Here is a 17112-nt window from a genome sequence, read left to right as displayed (position 1 = left end):
TAAAAGTACCTCTTCATCATAAACGCCTCAAAACGGAGTAAACACATTGCCTCAGTTCTATGTTATTTAGTCTATAAACTTGTGATATTTTTAATAGGCATTTGTTACTACTAGGCACTTATAGATGTTCTACACAGAAAATATAATTCAATTTCGAAATTGCATTCTAGTTAAATCATTGATTTGCTACTAAATTATTTTATTTACAAAAATATAAAAGAGCTAACAAACCTTATATTTATCTACATTTGAGGCTTTTATACTGTGTTCAAAATACAGTACAAAGATAATCTATTCTAATAGGAGAATCAAGGTCTATTTGTTGTCGAAGATGTTAAATTTATTCCTTCTGAAAATACCGCTTCAACTCCCACCAATATAAACGTTATTAAAATTAGTACTTCGTGGATTTTTTAGTTTTTTTTGTAAAAAACTAAAAAAGCATCTTTACATCATTTTGATTATCAACTCTTTAAAGAAGCAAGCAGCAAAAACATATTCTATTGATAATCAAAATAATGCGATTTCCCCACGAAGTAATGTAAAATGTAATTGAAAGACAAAAATGCTAATTCATTTATTAGATAACAAATTTAATAATATATACATTTATTGATTTGAAGTCAATAATCAACACCACTTAACTTAAAACGACTCGACTTTAACGCTTTTATGCTTCTATATTCGCTAATTTAGTTTCCCTTTGTCTCAAATCACTAGCTTGAGGCTAAGATACATTTATTACTAATAAGCTAAAAAAACATATTTTTAACTTTATCAGAAATCAATTGTAAGTTCAGAACAAAAGAAACAAATCTAAAAAACTAACAATCAAACTAATAAGAGCCAATAATTAAAAGTCATTTTTCAGCAAAAAAACTATTCTAATTTAGAATATGCAAATACTATCATAGCTACATTCTACGATATTAATACTGCTGCCTAAAATCCATAGCGCACGTTTCGGGTTGTTGTTTTCAAAACTATCGCCTAAATTTACTTTATGAAAGAAACTATAAATTATCAAAGAATAGAAAAGGCCATGCATTACATGGTACAGCACCTAAACGAGCAACCCAAAATAGAACAAATTGCTGCACATATACACTTGAGCAAGCATCATTTCCAGCGTATGTTCAAAGCATGGGCGGGAATTTCTCCCAAAAAGTTCTTGCAGTACTTAACGATACAAAGTCTAAAGAAAGAAATCGAAAGCACCAAAAACATACTAGAGTTGACAGAAAATATTGGTTTGTCTGCTCCCTCTAGAGCTTATGATTTGTTTGTTAATTTTGAAGCAGTTACACCAGGAGAATATAAACAACAGGGCAAAGGATTAACCGTTTTTTACGGTACTCATACAAGTCCCTTTGGCGATTGTTTTTTAGCTATAACGCAACGAGGAATTTGTGCATTAGATTTCTTAGATGACGACAAAACCTTTCGACTTGCCCAATTGCAACAACGTTTTTCAGCGGCTAAGTTTCAAGAAGCCCCGCAACAAATAGCTCCTTTGATAACGCAAATTTTTTCTCCCCAACCTCAACAATCCATGCCCATCTTACTCTCTGGCACTCCCTTTCAAATCAAAGTTTGGGAAGCTTTGCTCAAAATTCCTTTTGGAGCTGTTCGATCTTATCAACAAATCGCCCACCTTATTGGCAATCCTAAGGCAAGTCGTGCCGTAGGGTCAGCAATTGGTCAAAACCATATTGGCTATTTAATTCCTTGTCATCGAGTCATTCGGTCTGTAGGCGCTATTAGTGCCTACAAATGGAACAAAACACGCAAAGCTTCTATATTGGGCTGGGAAAAAGCTCGTTCGAGCGCAACCGATGATGCTTTGACTTAAATAGCCTGCATCATTTGTTCGACTTCCTCTACTGTCTTTTTCTTAAAAACAGGTTTCACCCCTTGCAAACTCTTTACTGTTCCTTCTTCCACAAAGACCTCCATACTATCTCCAACTACCCTAAAACCAATCAATTTAATAGCTCTATTGGCGGGAACTCGTAAGGCTTTAAAATTTTCTTGCATAGGAAACGCTTCTAATAAAGCTCTAAATCCACCTTCAAACAGAACAAGTACACGTGTATTTTGCGTATGCTCTGTAACAATTTCTAAATCCATAACATTGCTTTGATTTATAAATCGGTCGCAATTAATCCATCCTACGTTTTGAATACGCATGGCATTACTATAAATATCAACAACATCGCTCGGAGTCAAAATATTGAGTTTCGTTTTCGCTTCCAAGAATTTTTGCTCCATCTCTAAAGTTGCCTTTTCTTTTTCGCAAAAGCGAGTAATTAAAGGAAGCGTTTTAATCTGTTTGTGTTGTAACTCTTCATCAACTTTTGCCAATTTATTGTAATTATAAAGTTTTTTAACGATTGTTTTCATCGTTCGAATTCGGCGCAACTGATAAGGTCGCAAATTACCTTCACTATTCACTCGATTATACATATTCGCTACTCGGTAACGATTGGTCCTAAATTTTGAAGGATTAAAATTCCAATGAGCAGAATATTTTAATATTTTTTTTCCTAGCTTGTCAGACCAACATATTTCCACTAATCTAGCCTCTTCCTCTGTAAATTTCCTCAAACTTGTATTATGGAGTGTCTCCTGTAGTTCTTGAATAACAGCAGTTGTATCGTATGTTGTACTACTAATTTCTTGTTTTATATACGCTTTTCTTGCGGACATCCTTCCATTTCTTTGTCGAAATTGCCGACTAAAGCTATGCAATTGATAATAGGTCGCTAGATACTCTGCAAGATCAAAATTCGTCAAATGATCATACATTTCTTCTAGTACTATACGCATATTATCGTTATACAGACGATATTTCAAGACGTTTTTTTCATGCGTTGCCAAAGCTCGCTCGTAACGAATGCTATCCCTTCTATAATCCTTTTTTTTCTTTTTGTTGTACTGAACTTTTTTACGATATTTTTTTTGAAGGGCTACGTATTTTTTACGAATCTTTTTCTTGTAATTAACATCTGAGATATTTGTTGTTTGAGGCATTTTTGTACTCAAAACCTCTTTATTAGGTTTCTCTACTATTTTAAGACGAGGATATTTAGGGATTCGCTTTCTAAACCGTGGTTGATCTATTTCTTTGGGCAATTTTCGATTCCAAACAGGTACTTCTTTCAGCCCAGTCAAACTTTCGTTAAAAAGACTTTTTTGATACCTACTATATTCCCCTTCAAGCATTCTTCCACTCCACAACAAATTACCTTGATTATTGGATAAAACTTGCTGATTCGTAGCCACCCAATTGACCGTATTGGTCGAAGAATCTACTATACCATTAAACGTCTGCATTTCAGGCAAACTTGCCGCTGTGCTCGCCATCGCTGCTGTAATTGCTGCCCCTTCACGAATTTCTAAACGGTTGCCTGCTGTATCTTTAGCTTCTATAAAAAGCATACCTCCTGTTTCTAATAACCTTCCATCAGATACGGTACTCAAATTTTGAAATAGCATATCGCTATAAGTATAAGCCTCTTGCAACAAGAACGAAATTTTTCCATTGACGATATTTCCTTCTTGATCAACAAAGCAGTTCATAGGAATTTGCAGCACTGTTCCTTTTTTGCCCTTTATCACCGCCCCTTCCGAAGCATTGATAGTAAACTGTTGTTGAAATTGTACAGGATTTCGATTAAAAAAGCTTTCAATCGTAAACGCAGGTTCATTGAGAATTGCTTTACTAGAATCATTTTTTAGTGGCAACGCCCAATACTCTATTACCACACGACGATTCTCAGCTCGTTGAATAGCTATATTTTTATCTGGATTCAAACGCAGCTGTTGAAAAGCTTGAATTTCTATTTGCTCGGTTAAAACAGTTTGTGTTTTTAAGTATTCTTGAACTTCAGTCGTCCTTCTTTTTGCCAAAGCTGCATTCAATGTTGGGCTACCTACATCATCGGTAAATCCTTGTAAACGAAATCGAGTATCATCCGAAATCGGTATTTCTTGTAGAAACGTCTCTAAAGTTTGGATTGCAGCAGCATCCAATGTAGCATTTCCCGAAGCAAAATAAACGACACAATCCTTATACTTTTTTAATCGTAAGGCATCTGCCTTTTGCCCTAAGGCACTCTCCGTATAAAAAACACTACACCAGCACAAAAAACAGATTAAACAATATTGTTTCATAGTTGGGGATTATTTGGTTTAGAAAAATTCATTACCTCTTAAATACATTTAAAAGACCACAAGTTCAATACCTTAAGCAAAGAGCCTTTTGCCTTTTATCCTACTGCATAAGCTCACTTTACTAACAACGCTGTCTTAACTCCAATTAGTTGGTAACAATTACTAATTTAACATACAGTAGGTAGTATTTTAAGCTATCCCCAATCCATTAATTTTATAGATTTTCCTCTTTTTGTTTTTTTTGAAGTTGCTTTCTTTCTATCAATTTATAAGTATACCCACCTAACAATCCCAAAAATCCAGCAATCAAGGCATCTGTCCAAATCATGCCTTGTGCTTCTTGATAAGCTGGTATTCGAAGCAAAGAAAAAATTAAAGGTGGTCCATAAGTAAATATTGATCTGAGCATTTTTATTTTTTTTATAAGAAAAGTCAATTCACTTGCCCAATAATAACACCAAAATCGCCCTCCTCCTCTATCCAACCTTGGCTTGGCAAGTACATTTTAGAAACAAAACCATCCAAATATAGGGCGTTGTTACAACCGTGGTTTTGAAAGAATTTGGCAAAGGTATAGAAATTTATTTCCTTTGTAGACATTCCAAAAAGTAAATTTCCATTAGGCAAAACTCCTACTCCATTCCGAATATTAACATTAGTAGAAGTGGCGTTAAACTGAGGGTGTATCTGCCCATCAATTAAGAGCATCGGTCCCGATTGGGTAGCATAAATCAGGCTAGAGTCCGTTTTAAAATCTATGGTTGTAGAAATATAACCGTTCTTGTCTTTGTCAATATAAAACACACCATTGGGTTGCAAATAAAAATTGCCATAACCTCGATTCTTTCGATCTATCGGTGTTATTTCGTTGCCCTGCTCAATATACAAGCCTTTTGGTTCTCCCCCTTTTTTATACATACCACCATTCATAGCAAAAAGAAGGCGCTCTCCTTTGGTTGCCAATTCTTCTCGAAGTCGTTTGTAGTTTTTATAACGTACCCCCTTACTATTCTTATAATAAAACTGAATGTGCTTGGGAGCGACTTCATAATTCAAAATATCGGGATACGTGTTTTCTTTTGAAGAAGGTGGACTAGAACAATTGGTTGCTATCAACAACCAAAAACATCCAACCATACTTACCACTAAAGATTTTTTGATATATTTCATTATAATAGCATCTTTATCAAATAGTTTGCACTAAGGTAAGCAATCTTTCAAAATAAAAAGAGCCGCCTCCAAAAGAAGCAGCTCTAATATTATACGTTTGTTTACAACGAAACGAATTTAGTTCAACAACTCATAAATTCCCGCAATACCTTGACCACCACCTACACAAGCAGTAACCATACCGTATTTCTGACCACGGCGACGCATTTCGTTGAATAATTGAATACTTAATTTAGCTCCAGTACAACCTAGAGGATGTCCTAAGGCAATTGCTCCACCATTGACATTGACCAAGTCAGGGTTTAAGCCTGCCTCTTGAATAACTGCCAATGACTGAGCTGCAAATGCCTCATTCAATTCTATTTGCTCAATATCGCTTAGTTTCAAACCAGCATAGCTCAATGCTTTAGGAATAGCCGCACAAGGACCAATTCCCATATACAAAGGATCGACACCTGCTACCGAACAAGAAACCATACGAGCAATTGGTGTTAAGTTTAGATCTTTGACCATTTGTTCACTCATAACCAATACAAATGCTGCTCCATCTGACATTTGAGAAGAATTACCAGCCGTCACCGAACCTCCTTGCGCAAATACTGGACGCAACTTGCCCAAACCTTCTACCGTTGTCTCTCTACGCACACCTTCGTCCATACTAACAGTCCACTCGCTTTCTACTCTTTTGCCATCAACAACTTTTACCTCTTTAACATTGACAGGTACGATTTCATCATTGAATTTTCCGCCATCAATAGCAGCAGCAGCTTTTACGTGTGAATTGTATGCAAATTCATCTTGTGCTTCACGAGTAATACCGTATTTGTTGGCAACAGCTTCTGCTGTCAAACCCATTCCCACGATATAATCAGGATTATTCAAACCTACTTCGTAACTTGGTGATAGTTTGTATCCTGTCATTGGAATTAGACTCATACTTTCTGCTCCTCCAGCAACGTAACAATGTCCCATGCCTGCTTTAATTTTTGCTACAGCCATAGAAATAGTTTCTAGACCTGAGGCACAATAACGGTTTACCGTTACTCCAGGAACTGGCTTGCCCAATCCACGCAAGGAAATTTGACGTCCAATTTGTAGCCCTTGCTCCCCTTCTGGATTCGCACAACCTACAAATACATCGTCCACAGTATGTGGATCAAAATCAACTTTATCTGCCAAATATTTCACTACTTCTACCGCTAAATCATCAGAGCGGAAGAAACGGAAACCGCCTTTTTTGGCTCTTCCTACTGCAGAACGATAGCCTGCAACAATATATGCTTCCATTTTTATTTTATTTTTCAGTTGTAAGCCATAAGTCTTGCCCTATACACTTACAATTATTTTTTTGATAATGATTGTTTCTATTTTAAAGCCATCTTTTAGATGACTCAAAACACATCTTTCAACTAATAGTACAACATCACTTGATGTTCATTCTAATCCCCTATTAGTTTCTTAGTGGTTTGTTTTTCTCCAACATGTGCTGAATACGTTGCAATGTTTTCTGTTCACCACACAAACTCAAGAATTCTTGACGTTCAATATCCAATAAATATTGCTCGGATACTTTTTGTGCACTTGTTAGGTCTCCACCACACAATACACTAGCCACTTTCTTCGCAATCAAAATGTCATGGTCAGAAGCATATTTTCCTAAACGAAGGCTTTCAGCAGCAACATACAAAGCACCCAATCCTCCACGACCTAAAACTAAAATTTCATTTTTAGGAGCAGGTTGCGTATAATTTGGAGCCAATTCTAATACTTTTTTCTTTGCTTCACCCAATGTTCTAGAAACATTGATACTCACCTCATCAATACCTGGGCGCAAGTACCCCATTTTGAACGCTTCACCTGCTGAAGTAGCAACAGAAGCCATTGCAATGGTTTTAAATTTCTCGATTAAGGTAGGAATTTGTACATCGCCAGGTCCAAATTCTTGGCTAGCACGCAAAGCAAACTCTTTTGTTCCACCACCACCAGGGATCAAACCAACACCAACTTCTACCAATCCGATATAAGACTCCGCAGAGGCAACGACAGCATCTGAGTGCATCGAAAATTCACAGCCACCACCAAATACATATCCTTGAGTAGCAATAACAACAGGAATAGCAGAGTAGCGAATACGCATACTTGTTTTTTGGAACACATCAATCGCCATGTTCAACTCATCCCAATCTTGCTCGTAAGCCATCATCGCAATCGCCATCAAGTTAGCGCCCACAGAGAAATGTTCAGCATTGTTACCAATTACCAAACCTTTCCATTCTCCCTTCTCAGCAATTTCAATTGCTTCGTGTACTCCTCTAATAACACCTTCTCCCAAAGAGTTCATTTTTGAACGGAACTCAAAGCAAAGAACGCCATCTCCTATGTCATGCAAAGCAGCGTCTGAATTTTCCCAAACAATAGAAGAAGAACGAATGTTGTCCAAAACAATAAACTCTTCTGTTCCTGGAACTACTTTGTAAGACTTAGATTCGATGTCATAGTATTTCTGAACGTTGTTTTCCAACTTGTAGAAAGAGTCGTGTCCAGCAGCAACCATATCTTTTACCCATTGCGCCACTGTTTGACCATCTTCCTCAGCCATTGCAATACCTTCTTTGATACCAACCATATCCCAGTACTCAAATGGTCCTACTTTCCAAGCAAAACCTGAGCGCAAACCATCATCAATAGAATACAAATGATCGGCAATTTCTGGAATTCGGTTCGATACATAAGCAAACAATCCAGCCAAAGAGCGTTTTACCAATTGAGCAGCAGGAGAATCTTTGAATTTATCGCTACAGAACGTACGAATTTTCCCTTTCAAAGAATCTACTTGCTTAACAGCATCTAACACAGGTAGCTTAACACGTTGTGTTGGGGCATATTCCAATGTTTTAAGGTTCAATCCTAGTTTAATTCTACGACCACTCGCATCTTTTTCTTTGGTACGTTCGTAAAATCCTTTCTTGGTTTTATTACCCAAAAAGTTATTCTCCAACATGAAGTTCAAGTAAGCTGGCATTTTAAAGGCACTAGCCTGCTCATCATTCGGACAGTTATTAACAATTCCTTTGATTACTTTTTCGGCCGTATCCAAACCTACCAAATCTCCTAGAGCAAATGTTCCTGTACGAGGACGACCAATTGCATCTCCTGTCAATTTATCTACTACCTCGATTGGTAAATTCAATTCTTCTGTTAATTGGAAAATTTTTGCCATCGCATACACCCCAACACGGTTGGCAATAAACGCAGGTGTATCCTTACACATTACAGCACGTTTACCCAAATAACGATCGGCATACATCATAAAGAAATCCAATACTTCAGGGTCTGTTTTAGGACCAGGAATAACCTCGAACAAACGCAAGATACGTGGCGGGTTGAAGAAGTGTGTTCCACAGAAATTTCTTTGGAAATCTTCACTGCGTCCTTCCGACATCATATGGATTGGAATACCTGATGTATTAGACGTTACCAATGAACCAGGTTTGCGATATTTATCCACTTTTTCAAAAATCTGCTGCTTGATATCCAAACGCTCTACAACGACCTCGATGATCCAGTCGCAATCGCTGATTTTTTCAAAATCATCGGTGAAGTTACCTGTTGTAATTTGTGCTGCTGTTTTCGTATCATAAAATGCAGATACAGGCTTACGATTTTTGATAGCAGTTTTTAAGGCAGCATTAACAATACGGTTACGTGCTGCTGGGTTGTTTTTTTCTTCTTCTTTTAGATCAAATGGTACGATGTCTAACAACAATACCTCAAGACCAATGTTAGAAAAATGGGCCGCAATTCCAGAGCCCATTACTCCAGATCCTAATACGGCTACTTTTTTGATTCTTCTACTCATCCTTGTTTAATAATTTTAGAATGGTGTTAAATAATTAGTAGTTCGTTGATTTTTTACTTTTTTACCAAAAGACAAAAAAGCACACTTATATTAGTTTGATAATCAAATTTTTAACGCAAAATGCAATAAAATTATAACTTGTTAATTATCAAACTAATAAAGTTTTTCAACGAACTATTGAAATAATAATAGTTCATTGAATTAACGCCCCACTTATCCAAATAAATTAGATACTTGCCCGTACTTGTAATATTGTAGCAATATGGCGTTCTATTCATTGCTTCTTTGGGTGTCTCATCAAAAAAGCATCCTATGTAAAATTAGCTGTTAATTAAAATATACTAATTGGAAGATTCGGGGAAATGATTATGATTCATTTCTACTGTCTTCTCGAGTCTTCAAATTAATACATATTACACAACAATTCAATAAACTTCTTTCTTTTTAATATTATTTAATATTACAATAATTTATAATCTTATCAAACGTTTGTTCGATTCATTTTCAAAAAAAGAAACAAGTCTTTTTTTTATCTTAAAACTCTCTTTTTTTTTACAAAAGCCTTATTCTATGTGTTACACCATTAAAGACAATAAAGACCAGCAATTGTTCATCTAAACAGCATCTTATCTAACAAACATTTAAGCCCTTTCGTGGCTATTTTTTCAATCGATCTAGGACTCGCAAACAAGCAGACTTTAACAACTCCTTATCGTCATATAAGCGCATCATCATCAAGGCACCTTCTATTTCCATCACACTCTGCTTTGCGAGCTCCAAGGCAGTTTCTTCCTCATGATTTTCTTGATACAAATGTTGAAATGTGGCAATCCAATCGGAGAAAAAGCCTTTCAAAAAATTTTTAAACTCCATTTTATTACTAATACTCTCTAGGGTCATATTCCCAAATAAACAACCTGCTAAGTCTTGTGTAATAATTGGCTCTTGTTTTTTGAATAATTTTATAAATCGCTCCTCTGCTGATAAGTCCTTCTCGTAAGCGATCGAAAATACTTTTTTATTATAATAAGAATGTACCATTTGCAATACAGCTTGCATCAACTCTTCTTTGCTCTTAAAATGATAATAAAAACTCCCCTTTTGCAAACCGCAAGCCGCTGCCAAATCACTCATAGACGTTTTGTGGTATCCCTGCTTTCGGAACACCTCTATAGACTTTGCAATAATTTCATCTTTTGTTGTCTTTTGAACTGGCATAGTATTTCTTTGTTTTAGCCAAATCTACCAAACGTTCGTTTGAAAACCAAATTTAAAGGCAATTTTCTACCAAACGTTCGTTTGAATGAATATCATAAAGTAGCAACTATCACTAGTAATCGTTACAATAAAAAAGGCAACAAAAAGTAAATTTCTGTTGCCTAAATAGCATTTTCAATATAATTATAGGGTAAAACTATTGCTGCTATTCTTTTTTAAAACCTTTATTCCTTCTGTTTCGCTGCCCCTTCTTAAAGATTCATCTAAGAAAACACAACTTTTGTCGGTTCCTATTCCCCAGTTTGAACCAAAAAGATAGAAATATACTTGACAAAATACTATCTCACTTAATCACTCTTAATTATGAAACGTATTATTGCCTTTATATTATCCCTATTTGCAATAGAGTTCAACCATGCCCAAACGCCTCCCGAACTAATTCAAAAATACGGCAAAGCCTTTCCTGAATATACGGAAGTTGCTATTGCCATCATCGAGGGAGATCAAGTTTCTTATTATGGATTTATCAAAAAAGACAGCATATTTGAAGCCAAGGAAAACAACACAGCCATATTTGAAATTGGTTCTATTACCAAAGTTTTTACCTCTACCCTTTTGGCACATCAAGTCGTGAACAAAAAAATGCAGTTAAAAGAATTGGTCAAAAAATCATTGCCTTTTAGGTTAAAGGGCAATCCTAAAATTACATTAGAATCACTTTCCAATCATACCTCTGGATTGCCTCGACTGCCTGATAATATATTTTCGATGATGGTGAACAATCCTGACAATCCCTACAAAGGATATGATGAAGCGAAATTAAAAGAATATTGCACCCAACAATTGAGTCTCAAAACTGCCGTTGGCGAACGGTATGATTATTCCAATTTAGGAGCAGGTCTACTCGGATATGCTATTGCACAAAAAAACAATCAAAGCTATGAAGAGCTGCTACAAGAGATTATTTTTACACCTCTAAAAATGTCCCAATCTACAACGCGTCAAAGTCTTGTTCAAGAACAACTCGTCAGAGGCTTGGACCCTGCTGGAAAAGTGACTAGTAATTGGGAGTTAGAAGCTCTAGCTCCTGCTGGCAATGTGCTCTCTTCAGTCCAAGATTTATCCAAGTTTATTATTGCTAATTTTGATGCGACCAACCCTGTTTTTCAATTACAACAAACCAAAACCAAAAACATCAATAAACAGATGGATCTTGCCTTAGGTTGGCACATTATCCATACCAAATCTGGTCACCAACTGCACTGGCACAATGGAGGAACAGGCGGTTATACTTCATCTATGGCTATTGATGTTTCAAATCAGAAAGGAGTTGTACTCTTATCCAATGTTTCCGCCTTTCATCCCAAGACAGGAAATATAGATACCATCGTTTTTGAACTCATGAAAACACTAGCAAAACAATCACAAAAATAAGACCTACTGTAACCAATTGATGCCTATCGGTTTCCTTTAGTTGTATATCTAAAGGAAACAAGGCTCATTCTTACCTATATTATTCTCAATAGATTTTTTATTCTATGCCCACAACTTGAGTGTGTTTCAACTTATCTTTTAGTGTTGGTGGTAATTGCAATGGAAATTCTTCTGGGCCTTTTCGGTTTTTAGACAAGACAATTTTTTCTAACCAAGGCATTTCTAACAACACCATAGGAAATTCGACCAATTCATTATCACTCAAATCAACGACCCTCAACGCTTTCAACTCATTAAAACTCTTTGGTAGTTCCTTCAAAAAATTAGCACTCAAGTCTAGTACTTCTAGTGCTTTTAATTGAGCAATTTCTTCAGGAATACTTCCTATTCGACAACCTGCGCAATTTAGTTTTTTCAAGTTCGTTTGTTCCAAAATCTCAATTGGGAATTCTGTTTTTTCATAATAAGCATAGCCAAAATAATCGTAAAGGGGCATGTAAGAAGCGTATGCTTGGTAAAAATTCAAGCTATTATCTTGAGTTAATTTCCGAATAATTTCATAACGCAAGGCGCTACCTTGTGGTTCGTAGTCAAAGGTATATCGCAAACCATTTCCAAAATTCTGATACAAGTACCAACCCATTCTAGTCCAGTTAATTTCAGTGCTCAATTTTGCTAATTTGATTAAATTCTTGCGCACATTTTTTTCTGCATTGTGTGCCGTAGAAACTAGCTTTGAACGGTCTGCCAATGCCTTTTGTACAGTAGCAGAACCATTAACTTTGAGCATCTTTTTAGCCTGTTCTCGGATTTTTTTATTCGTGACAGTTTTAGCAACAAAAAACAGTTCCGTCATCAAGTCTCTAGGAACACCACCTGTTTTTAACAACTCTACCCCTAATTCGATGCTTCCCTCGTCTTTACTCAACAACAATCGTTTGACATTTTCTTTGTTCAGAGCCGTATCCGCTTCCTTTTCCAACAGATAAGGCGTGTCTTCTCGATTTAAAAACTGATTTAAATCTTGCTCTGTCAAAAAAGTAATCTTTTGATTTTCAACCCACTCAAAATTTTTAGGCTTTATTCCCAAAACAACATGTGTTGTTGATGGCGTTAATTGTGTTGTATAAGCAATTCCACTTTTTTTTAGGCGTGTTTTAATTGTTTTTTTCTTTAAATTCGTATCCCCAATCAGTAATACTTCGTCTCCCTGTTTAATTGGATTTTCAACCAACGTACTTCCTGGCCAATTTAACAAATATCCCAGCGCTCTACTTCTTACCACCTCATTTTGAAAACTTAAACAAGCCAATAAATCTTTAATCCCTAAATTTTCTTTAATTTCCTTTTTATGATCTGTAAACAAATGAAACTGTTTTTCTTTATCGACCATAGATAAAGAACTCTTGTGTAGAGCTTGCAAAAATTTCAAAAATTCAGTACTCGTTTTTGCTCGGTCAAAGCCTTTAATTCCTGAGACTTGTTTTAGGTTAAAATGCAAAATAATTTTAGGAATGTGGTTGAACTTATTCCCACGCAAATACAAATTTTCCAACTGCTGGCAATTGACCAATGAGATTGGCAATTCTTTTAAACGATTGTTCTTGACATTTAATGTCCGCAAATGCGTTAGGGCTCCAATTTCGTTTGGTAATGCTTCCAATTCATTATCACTTAAATCCAGCAATTGAAGTTTTTGCAAATAATTCAACCCTTTGGGCAAGGTCTTTAATTGGTTGTTTTTCAACAGCAAGGTTGTCAAACTTGGTAAACGCTCAAAGAAATGCTCAGGAAGTTCCTCTATATAGTTTTGCAGCAATTCCAAACGCCTCAAACCTTTAAAAGTCAAAACAATGGAAGGGATTTTGGTTAAATTGCACGCATTTAAGATCAAAATATTTTTCTTTTTAGACGCTTCAATTGCCTTTTCGATTTGTTGGTCGGTTCCATGCTCCAAAAATAAGCCTTTGATACTAGGGTGCATTTCTTCAATAGGAAGTAAGTGTTCAAAAAAGTACAGTACTTTTTTAGCCTCTAAAACCCCTGTTTCGATGTATGGATTTAGGTTGCCTCTAAACATATAATTAGGAGACCATACCGAACGCCCTTGCAAATGATTAGAAGGACTTGAAAAGTCAAAAAATTGCTTAGGAGCATAGATTTCTAACAAACCACGAAGTTCTTGGCGCAAGGTTTCGTCATCTGTGACAAAGTACATTAAATAAATCTCTGTCAAAGCATCTTCGCTCACGTAAGGTTGCAACAGTTGATAAGCCAGCTCTATATTTTCTACTTCTGCGGTTGCTAATAAATCTAATATTTTATAAGCGTACTCCATCCTTCCTATTTTTGTTTTAACGACAAGCCTCCAACTCTGCTCCCATTTTGGGATACCCCAATTCTTCTGCCTTGTGAAAATCTTGGCAAGCTTCTTCTGTTCGGTTCAATGCGTTTAAAATTAATCCTCGATAATAATAAGCATAAGAGTTATTGGCATCTAGCTCCAAAGAATACGTGCAATCTCTCAAGGCTGTTTCATAGTTCTTTAGGTGATAATAAGCGTAACCACGGTTATTATAAGGATAAGGCTGCCTCAAATCCAACTTTATAGCACTATTAAAATCTTCTATAGCTCCTTCGTAATCTCCAATAGCATCTTTGACCATGCCTCTATTGTTATATCCATACCACGACTCAGGATTTAATTTGATTGCTTTATTCAAATCGTCAAAAGCCGCAGCATATTGCCCTAATTTTCTGTTTAAGTTCCCTCTATGAATATAAGAATAAAAATCATCAGGTTTTAGCTTTATTACAATATCAAAATCCTTAACAGCAGCTGTATAGTTTTCTAATAATTGTTTCATTACAGCGCGATTATAAATAGTTATGTAATTCGTGGGATCTTGCTTTATAGCACTATTATAATCTCGAATTGCCCCTTCCAAATCATCCAAATATTTTTTACAAACTGCTCTAGCATTATAAATATACTGATAATTCCTATCTAATTCAATCACCTTATTATAGTCCATCAAGGCAGACTCATATTGCTTTAATTCTACTTTAGCCCGTCCTCGTTCATAATAAATTTCAGGTGCATTGTTTTTTATTTGAATAGCCTTGTCATAAGCTGCAACAGCAGCTTCATATTCGTTCTGCCTGAACTTTACAGAACCTTTCGAAAAATAGGCTTGCCAATAATTAGGCTTTAATTCTATCGCTCGTTTAAAAAACTGAAGTGCTTTTTCATATTGTTCAGATGTTGCTACTTCAATTCCCTTCTCGTAATAATACTCAGGCGTTTGAGCAACAGTCGTAGAGAACATTCCCAAAAGTAGGAAGAATAACATAATTGATTTCATGGTATAGGATTTTATAGATAAAAAATTACAAGCGCACCATTTCAGAAGCCATGCCATTAGAAACATGAAATTGTTTAAAATCGGTTCCCAATCCAGTGACAATCTTTGCGATTCTATTTTCGTGTGTATCTGTGATAAATATTTGTCCAAAATCACGCTCCAAAAGCAGTTCCAACAATTGTTGCACTCGCTTTTTGTCTAGTTTGTCAAAAATATCATCTAACAAAACCAACGGCGCAACATCAGATTCTTGGCGCAGCAGCTCATATTGCGCCAACTTTAAAGCCAGCAAATAAGATTTTAATTGACCTTGTGAAGCAAACTTTTTTACAGGATAATCATTAATTAATAATTTTAAATCATCCTTGTGTATACCCTTTGTTGTTCGTTGCAACCAAGTATCCTTTTCTTGACTTTCAGCAAACAAACGTTCTAATTTTTGTTCTGACAATTGCGAGTGATAACTCAAATCTACTTGCTCTTTATCCCCCGATATGATTTTGTAATAAGTTTGAAAAATAGGCTTTAACTTAGCAATAATTTTTTGACGTTCCTGATAAATATAATTGGCAGGAATAAGCAGTTGTTGGTTGTAGATTTCCAACAATTCAAAATTAATGTCCAAAGGATGCTTAAAACTTTTGAGAAAAGCATTTCGTTGTTGCAAGACTTTATTATAAACCATCAAATGATTGAGGTAATTCGCATCCAATTGTACTAACAATACATCCACAAACTGGCGGCGATTCTCACTTCCTTCTGTTATCAACAAGGTATCGTCAGGCGTAATCATAATCATCGGAAACAAGCCAATGTGATCTGCCAAACGTTTGTAAGTGACTTTATTTCGCTCCATCACTTTTTTGATTTTGGGCGCATACTTACAAACCACTTGTTCTCGTTTTTCTCCTCGCTCTAAATATCCTTCTATCCTAAAAAAGTCTTCTCCATGTCGAACAACCTGACGATCTGGCAAGCTAAAGTGACTTTTGCACATACACAAATAATGAATGGCATCCAAAAGGTTGGTTTTTCCCATACCATTCTCTCCTACAAAGCAATTGAGCTTTGTAGAGAGTTGCAATACTTGATTATCGTAATTTTTAAAATTACTTAGTGTTAATTCTTGAAGATGCATGCACTACCAACAAAAGTCATTTAAGAATTAGAAAGCGTTTCAGAGATATCTGCATTGTAAGCTTGCAAAGCGGGTATAATGGCTGCCAAAAAGCCAATTAACAAAGCACCAAGCCCCAGATATACTTCCTCCCACAAAAAGATAAAACCTGAAAAGGTATATTTATACGTTTCTTCCAAATCCGCTGCCATAACTTCTACCCCTATATGACTCACCAACAAGCCCAACAAAAGACCAAAAACAGCAACCAACAATCCTTCTAAAACTATCATTATAAACAGCTTAGAAGGTGTCGCCCCCATCACGCGCATCAAGGCAATTTCATAGCGTCTTTCTTTTAAAGAATTGTACAAAGAAATGAACATACTAAATGCAGAAATAATGATGATAATAAAGGCTAAAGCAGTTAAAAAATCCATCCCCAATCCTGTCATTTCTAACAAACGTTGCAACTGAATAGCAGGTTTAGCATAGCCCAAGCTTTCGCTGTTATCTTCAATAATCTGGGCAGCTTCTACTACGGCGCGCATGGAGGTATTTCCTTCTCCATCCTTTTTATATTGTACTAAATAAGCCGTTACTTCTTTTCCTTCTTTGGATATTGGAGGTAAATTTTGAACTTTTTTATCTCCGTGGTCGTGGTCATCATGGCTGTGTCCATCGCCGTGGTCGTGGCTGCCGTGGTCGTGAGCATCATGACTGTGTCCATCGCCGTGGTCGTGGCTGTCGTGGTCGTGAGCATCATGACTGTG

Annotated in this window: 12 protein-coding genes; 2 read left to right on the top strand and 10 right to left on the bottom strand. The window is 36.1% G+C overall.

Annotation, left to right across the window (positions count from 1 at the left end; genetic code table 11):
- The first annotated feature begins 1003 nt into the window (after window positions 1-1003).
- Window positions 1004-1852 carry a methylated-DNA--[protein]-cysteine S-methyltransferase gene (locus CG11_RS13680; RefSeq protein ID WP_052597098.1) on the top strand — a complete coding sequence of 283 codons (849 nt, stop codon included), beginning with the start codon at window positions 1004-1006 and terminating at the stop codon, window positions 1850-1852.
- Here the strand turns inward: CG11_RS13680 and CG11_RS13675 are convergent.
- The 6 genes from CG11_RS13675 to CG11_RS13650 all read right to left on the bottom strand — a co-directional run bounded on the left by CG11_RS13675 (window position 1849) and on the right by CG11_RS13650 (window position 10423).
- A complete protein-coding gene (locus tag CG11_RS13675) occupies window positions 1849-4176 on the bottom strand; it encodes an OmpA family protein (RefSeq protein ID WP_052597096.1) in 2328 nt (775 codons plus the stop codon). The two genes, CG11_RS13680 and CG11_RS13675, sit on opposite strands and share 4 nt — an antisense overlap.
- Before the next feature lie 214 nt (window positions 4177-4390).
- Entirely contained in the window at window positions 4391-4585 is a 195-nt protein-coding gene (locus tag CG11_RS13670; RefSeq protein ID WP_052597094.1) for a hypothetical protein, read from the bottom strand.
- Between the two features lie 23 nt (window positions 4586-4608).
- Entirely contained in the window at window positions 4609-5346 is a 738-nt protein-coding gene (locus tag CG11_RS13665; protein ID WP_197043847.1) for a phosphodiester glycosidase family protein, read from the bottom strand.
- 117 nt (window positions 5347-5463) lie between these two features.
- Complete coding sequence (locus tag CG11_RS13660; RefSeq protein WP_052597092.1) at window positions 5464-6633, bottom strand: thiolase family protein; 1170 nt, start codon at window positions 6631-6633, stop codon at window positions 5464-5466.
- Window positions 6634-6796: 163 nt separating this feature from the next.
- Complete coding sequence (locus CG11_RS13655; RefSeq protein ID WP_052597090.1) at window positions 6797-9205, bottom strand: 3-hydroxyacyl-CoA dehydrogenase/enoyl-CoA hydratase family protein; 2409 nt, start codon at window positions 9203-9205, stop codon at window positions 6797-6799.
- 657 nt (window positions 9206-9862) lie between these two features.
- Entirely contained in the window at window positions 9863-10423 is a 561-nt protein-coding gene (locus CG11_RS13650) for a TetR/AcrR family transcriptional regulator (protein WP_052597088.1), read from the bottom strand.
- 363 nt (window positions 10424-10786) lie between these two features.
- Between CG11_RS13650 and CG11_RS13645 the strand changes: the two genes are divergently transcribed.
- Window positions 10787-11857 (top strand): serine hydrolase, encoded by a 1071-nt coding sequence (locus CG11_RS13645; RefSeq protein WP_052597085.1) that lies wholly within the window; start codon window positions 10787-10789, stop codon window positions 11855-11857.
- Window positions 11858-11954: 97 nt separating this feature from the next.
- Here CG11_RS13645 and CG11_RS13640 read toward each other — a convergent pair whose 3' ends face one another.
- From CG11_RS13640 to CG11_RS13625, 4 genes are all read right to left on the bottom strand, one after another.
- Window positions 11955-14195, bottom strand: a complete 2241-nt coding sequence (locus tag CG11_RS13640; protein WP_052597083.1) for a leucine-rich repeat domain-containing protein — start codon at window positions 14193-14195, stop codon at window positions 11955-11957.
- Between the two features lie 16 nt (window positions 14196-14211).
- Window positions 14212-15222, bottom strand: a complete 1011-nt coding sequence (locus CG11_RS13635; RefSeq protein ID WP_052597081.1) for a tetratricopeptide repeat protein — start codon at window positions 15220-15222, stop codon at window positions 14212-14214.
- Window positions 15223-15247: 25 nt separating this feature from the next.
- Window positions 15248-16360 (bottom strand): DNA replication/repair protein RecF, encoded by a 1113-nt coding sequence (locus CG11_RS13630; protein ID WP_052597078.1) that lies wholly within the window; start codon window positions 16358-16360, stop codon window positions 15248-15250.
- A gap of 20 nt (window positions 16361-16380) precedes the next feature.
- Window positions 16381-17112, bottom strand: a 732-nt coding sequence (locus CG11_RS13625) for an FtsX-like permease family protein (RefSeq protein ID WP_156039773.1), incomplete at its 5' end; no start/stop codon positions are given.

This window comes from Aureispira sp. CCB-QB1, assembly GCF_000724545.1.
GTDB lineage: Bacteria > Bacteroidota > Bacteroidia > Chitinophagales > Saprospiraceae > Aureispira.
Note: the sequence above shows the minus strand (reverse complement) of the source record. Positions and strands in the feature narration are given on the sequence as shown.

Coding starts and splice junctions, on each gene's coding strand:
- CG11_RS13630 (WP_052597078.1), bottom strand. CDS start 16,360: ATGCATCTTCAAGAATTAACACTAAGTAATTTTAAAAATTACGATAAT.
- CG11_RS13640 (WP_052597083.1), bottom strand. CDS start 14,195: ATGGAGTACGCTTATAAAATATTAGATTTATTAGCAACCGCAGAAGTA.
- CG11_RS13650 (WP_052597088.1), bottom strand. CDS start 10,423: ATGCCAGTTCAAAAGACAACAAAAGATGAAATTATTGCAAAGTCTATA.
- CG11_RS13635 (WP_052597081.1), bottom strand. CDS start 15,222: ATGAAATCAATTATGTTATTCTTCCTACTTTTGGGAATGTTCTCTACG.
- CG11_RS13645 (WP_052597085.1), top strand. CDS start 10,787: ATGAAACGTATTATTGCCTTTATATTATCCCTATTTGCAATAGAGTTC.
- CG11_RS13675 (WP_052597096.1), bottom strand. CDS start 4,176: ATGAAACAATATTGTTTAATCTGTTTTTTGTGCTGGTGTAGTGTTTTT.
- CG11_RS13670 (WP_052597094.1), bottom strand. CDS start 4,585: ATGCTCAGATCAATATTTACTTATGGACCACCTTTAATTTTTTCTTTG.
- CG11_RS13665 (WP_197043847.1), bottom strand. CDS start 5,346: ATGAAATATATCAAAAAATCTTTAGTGGTAAGTATGGTTGGATGTTTT.
- CG11_RS13680 (WP_052597098.1), top strand. CDS start 1,004: ATGAAAGAAACTATAAATTATCAAAGAATAGAAAAGGCCATGCATTAC.
- CG11_RS13660 (WP_052597092.1), bottom strand. CDS start 6,633: ATGGAAGCATATATTGTTGCAGGCTATCGTTCTGCAGTAGGAAGAGCC.
- CG11_RS13655 (WP_052597090.1), bottom strand. CDS start 9,205: ATGAGTAGAAGAATCAAAAAAGTAGCCGTATTAGGATCTGGAGTAATG.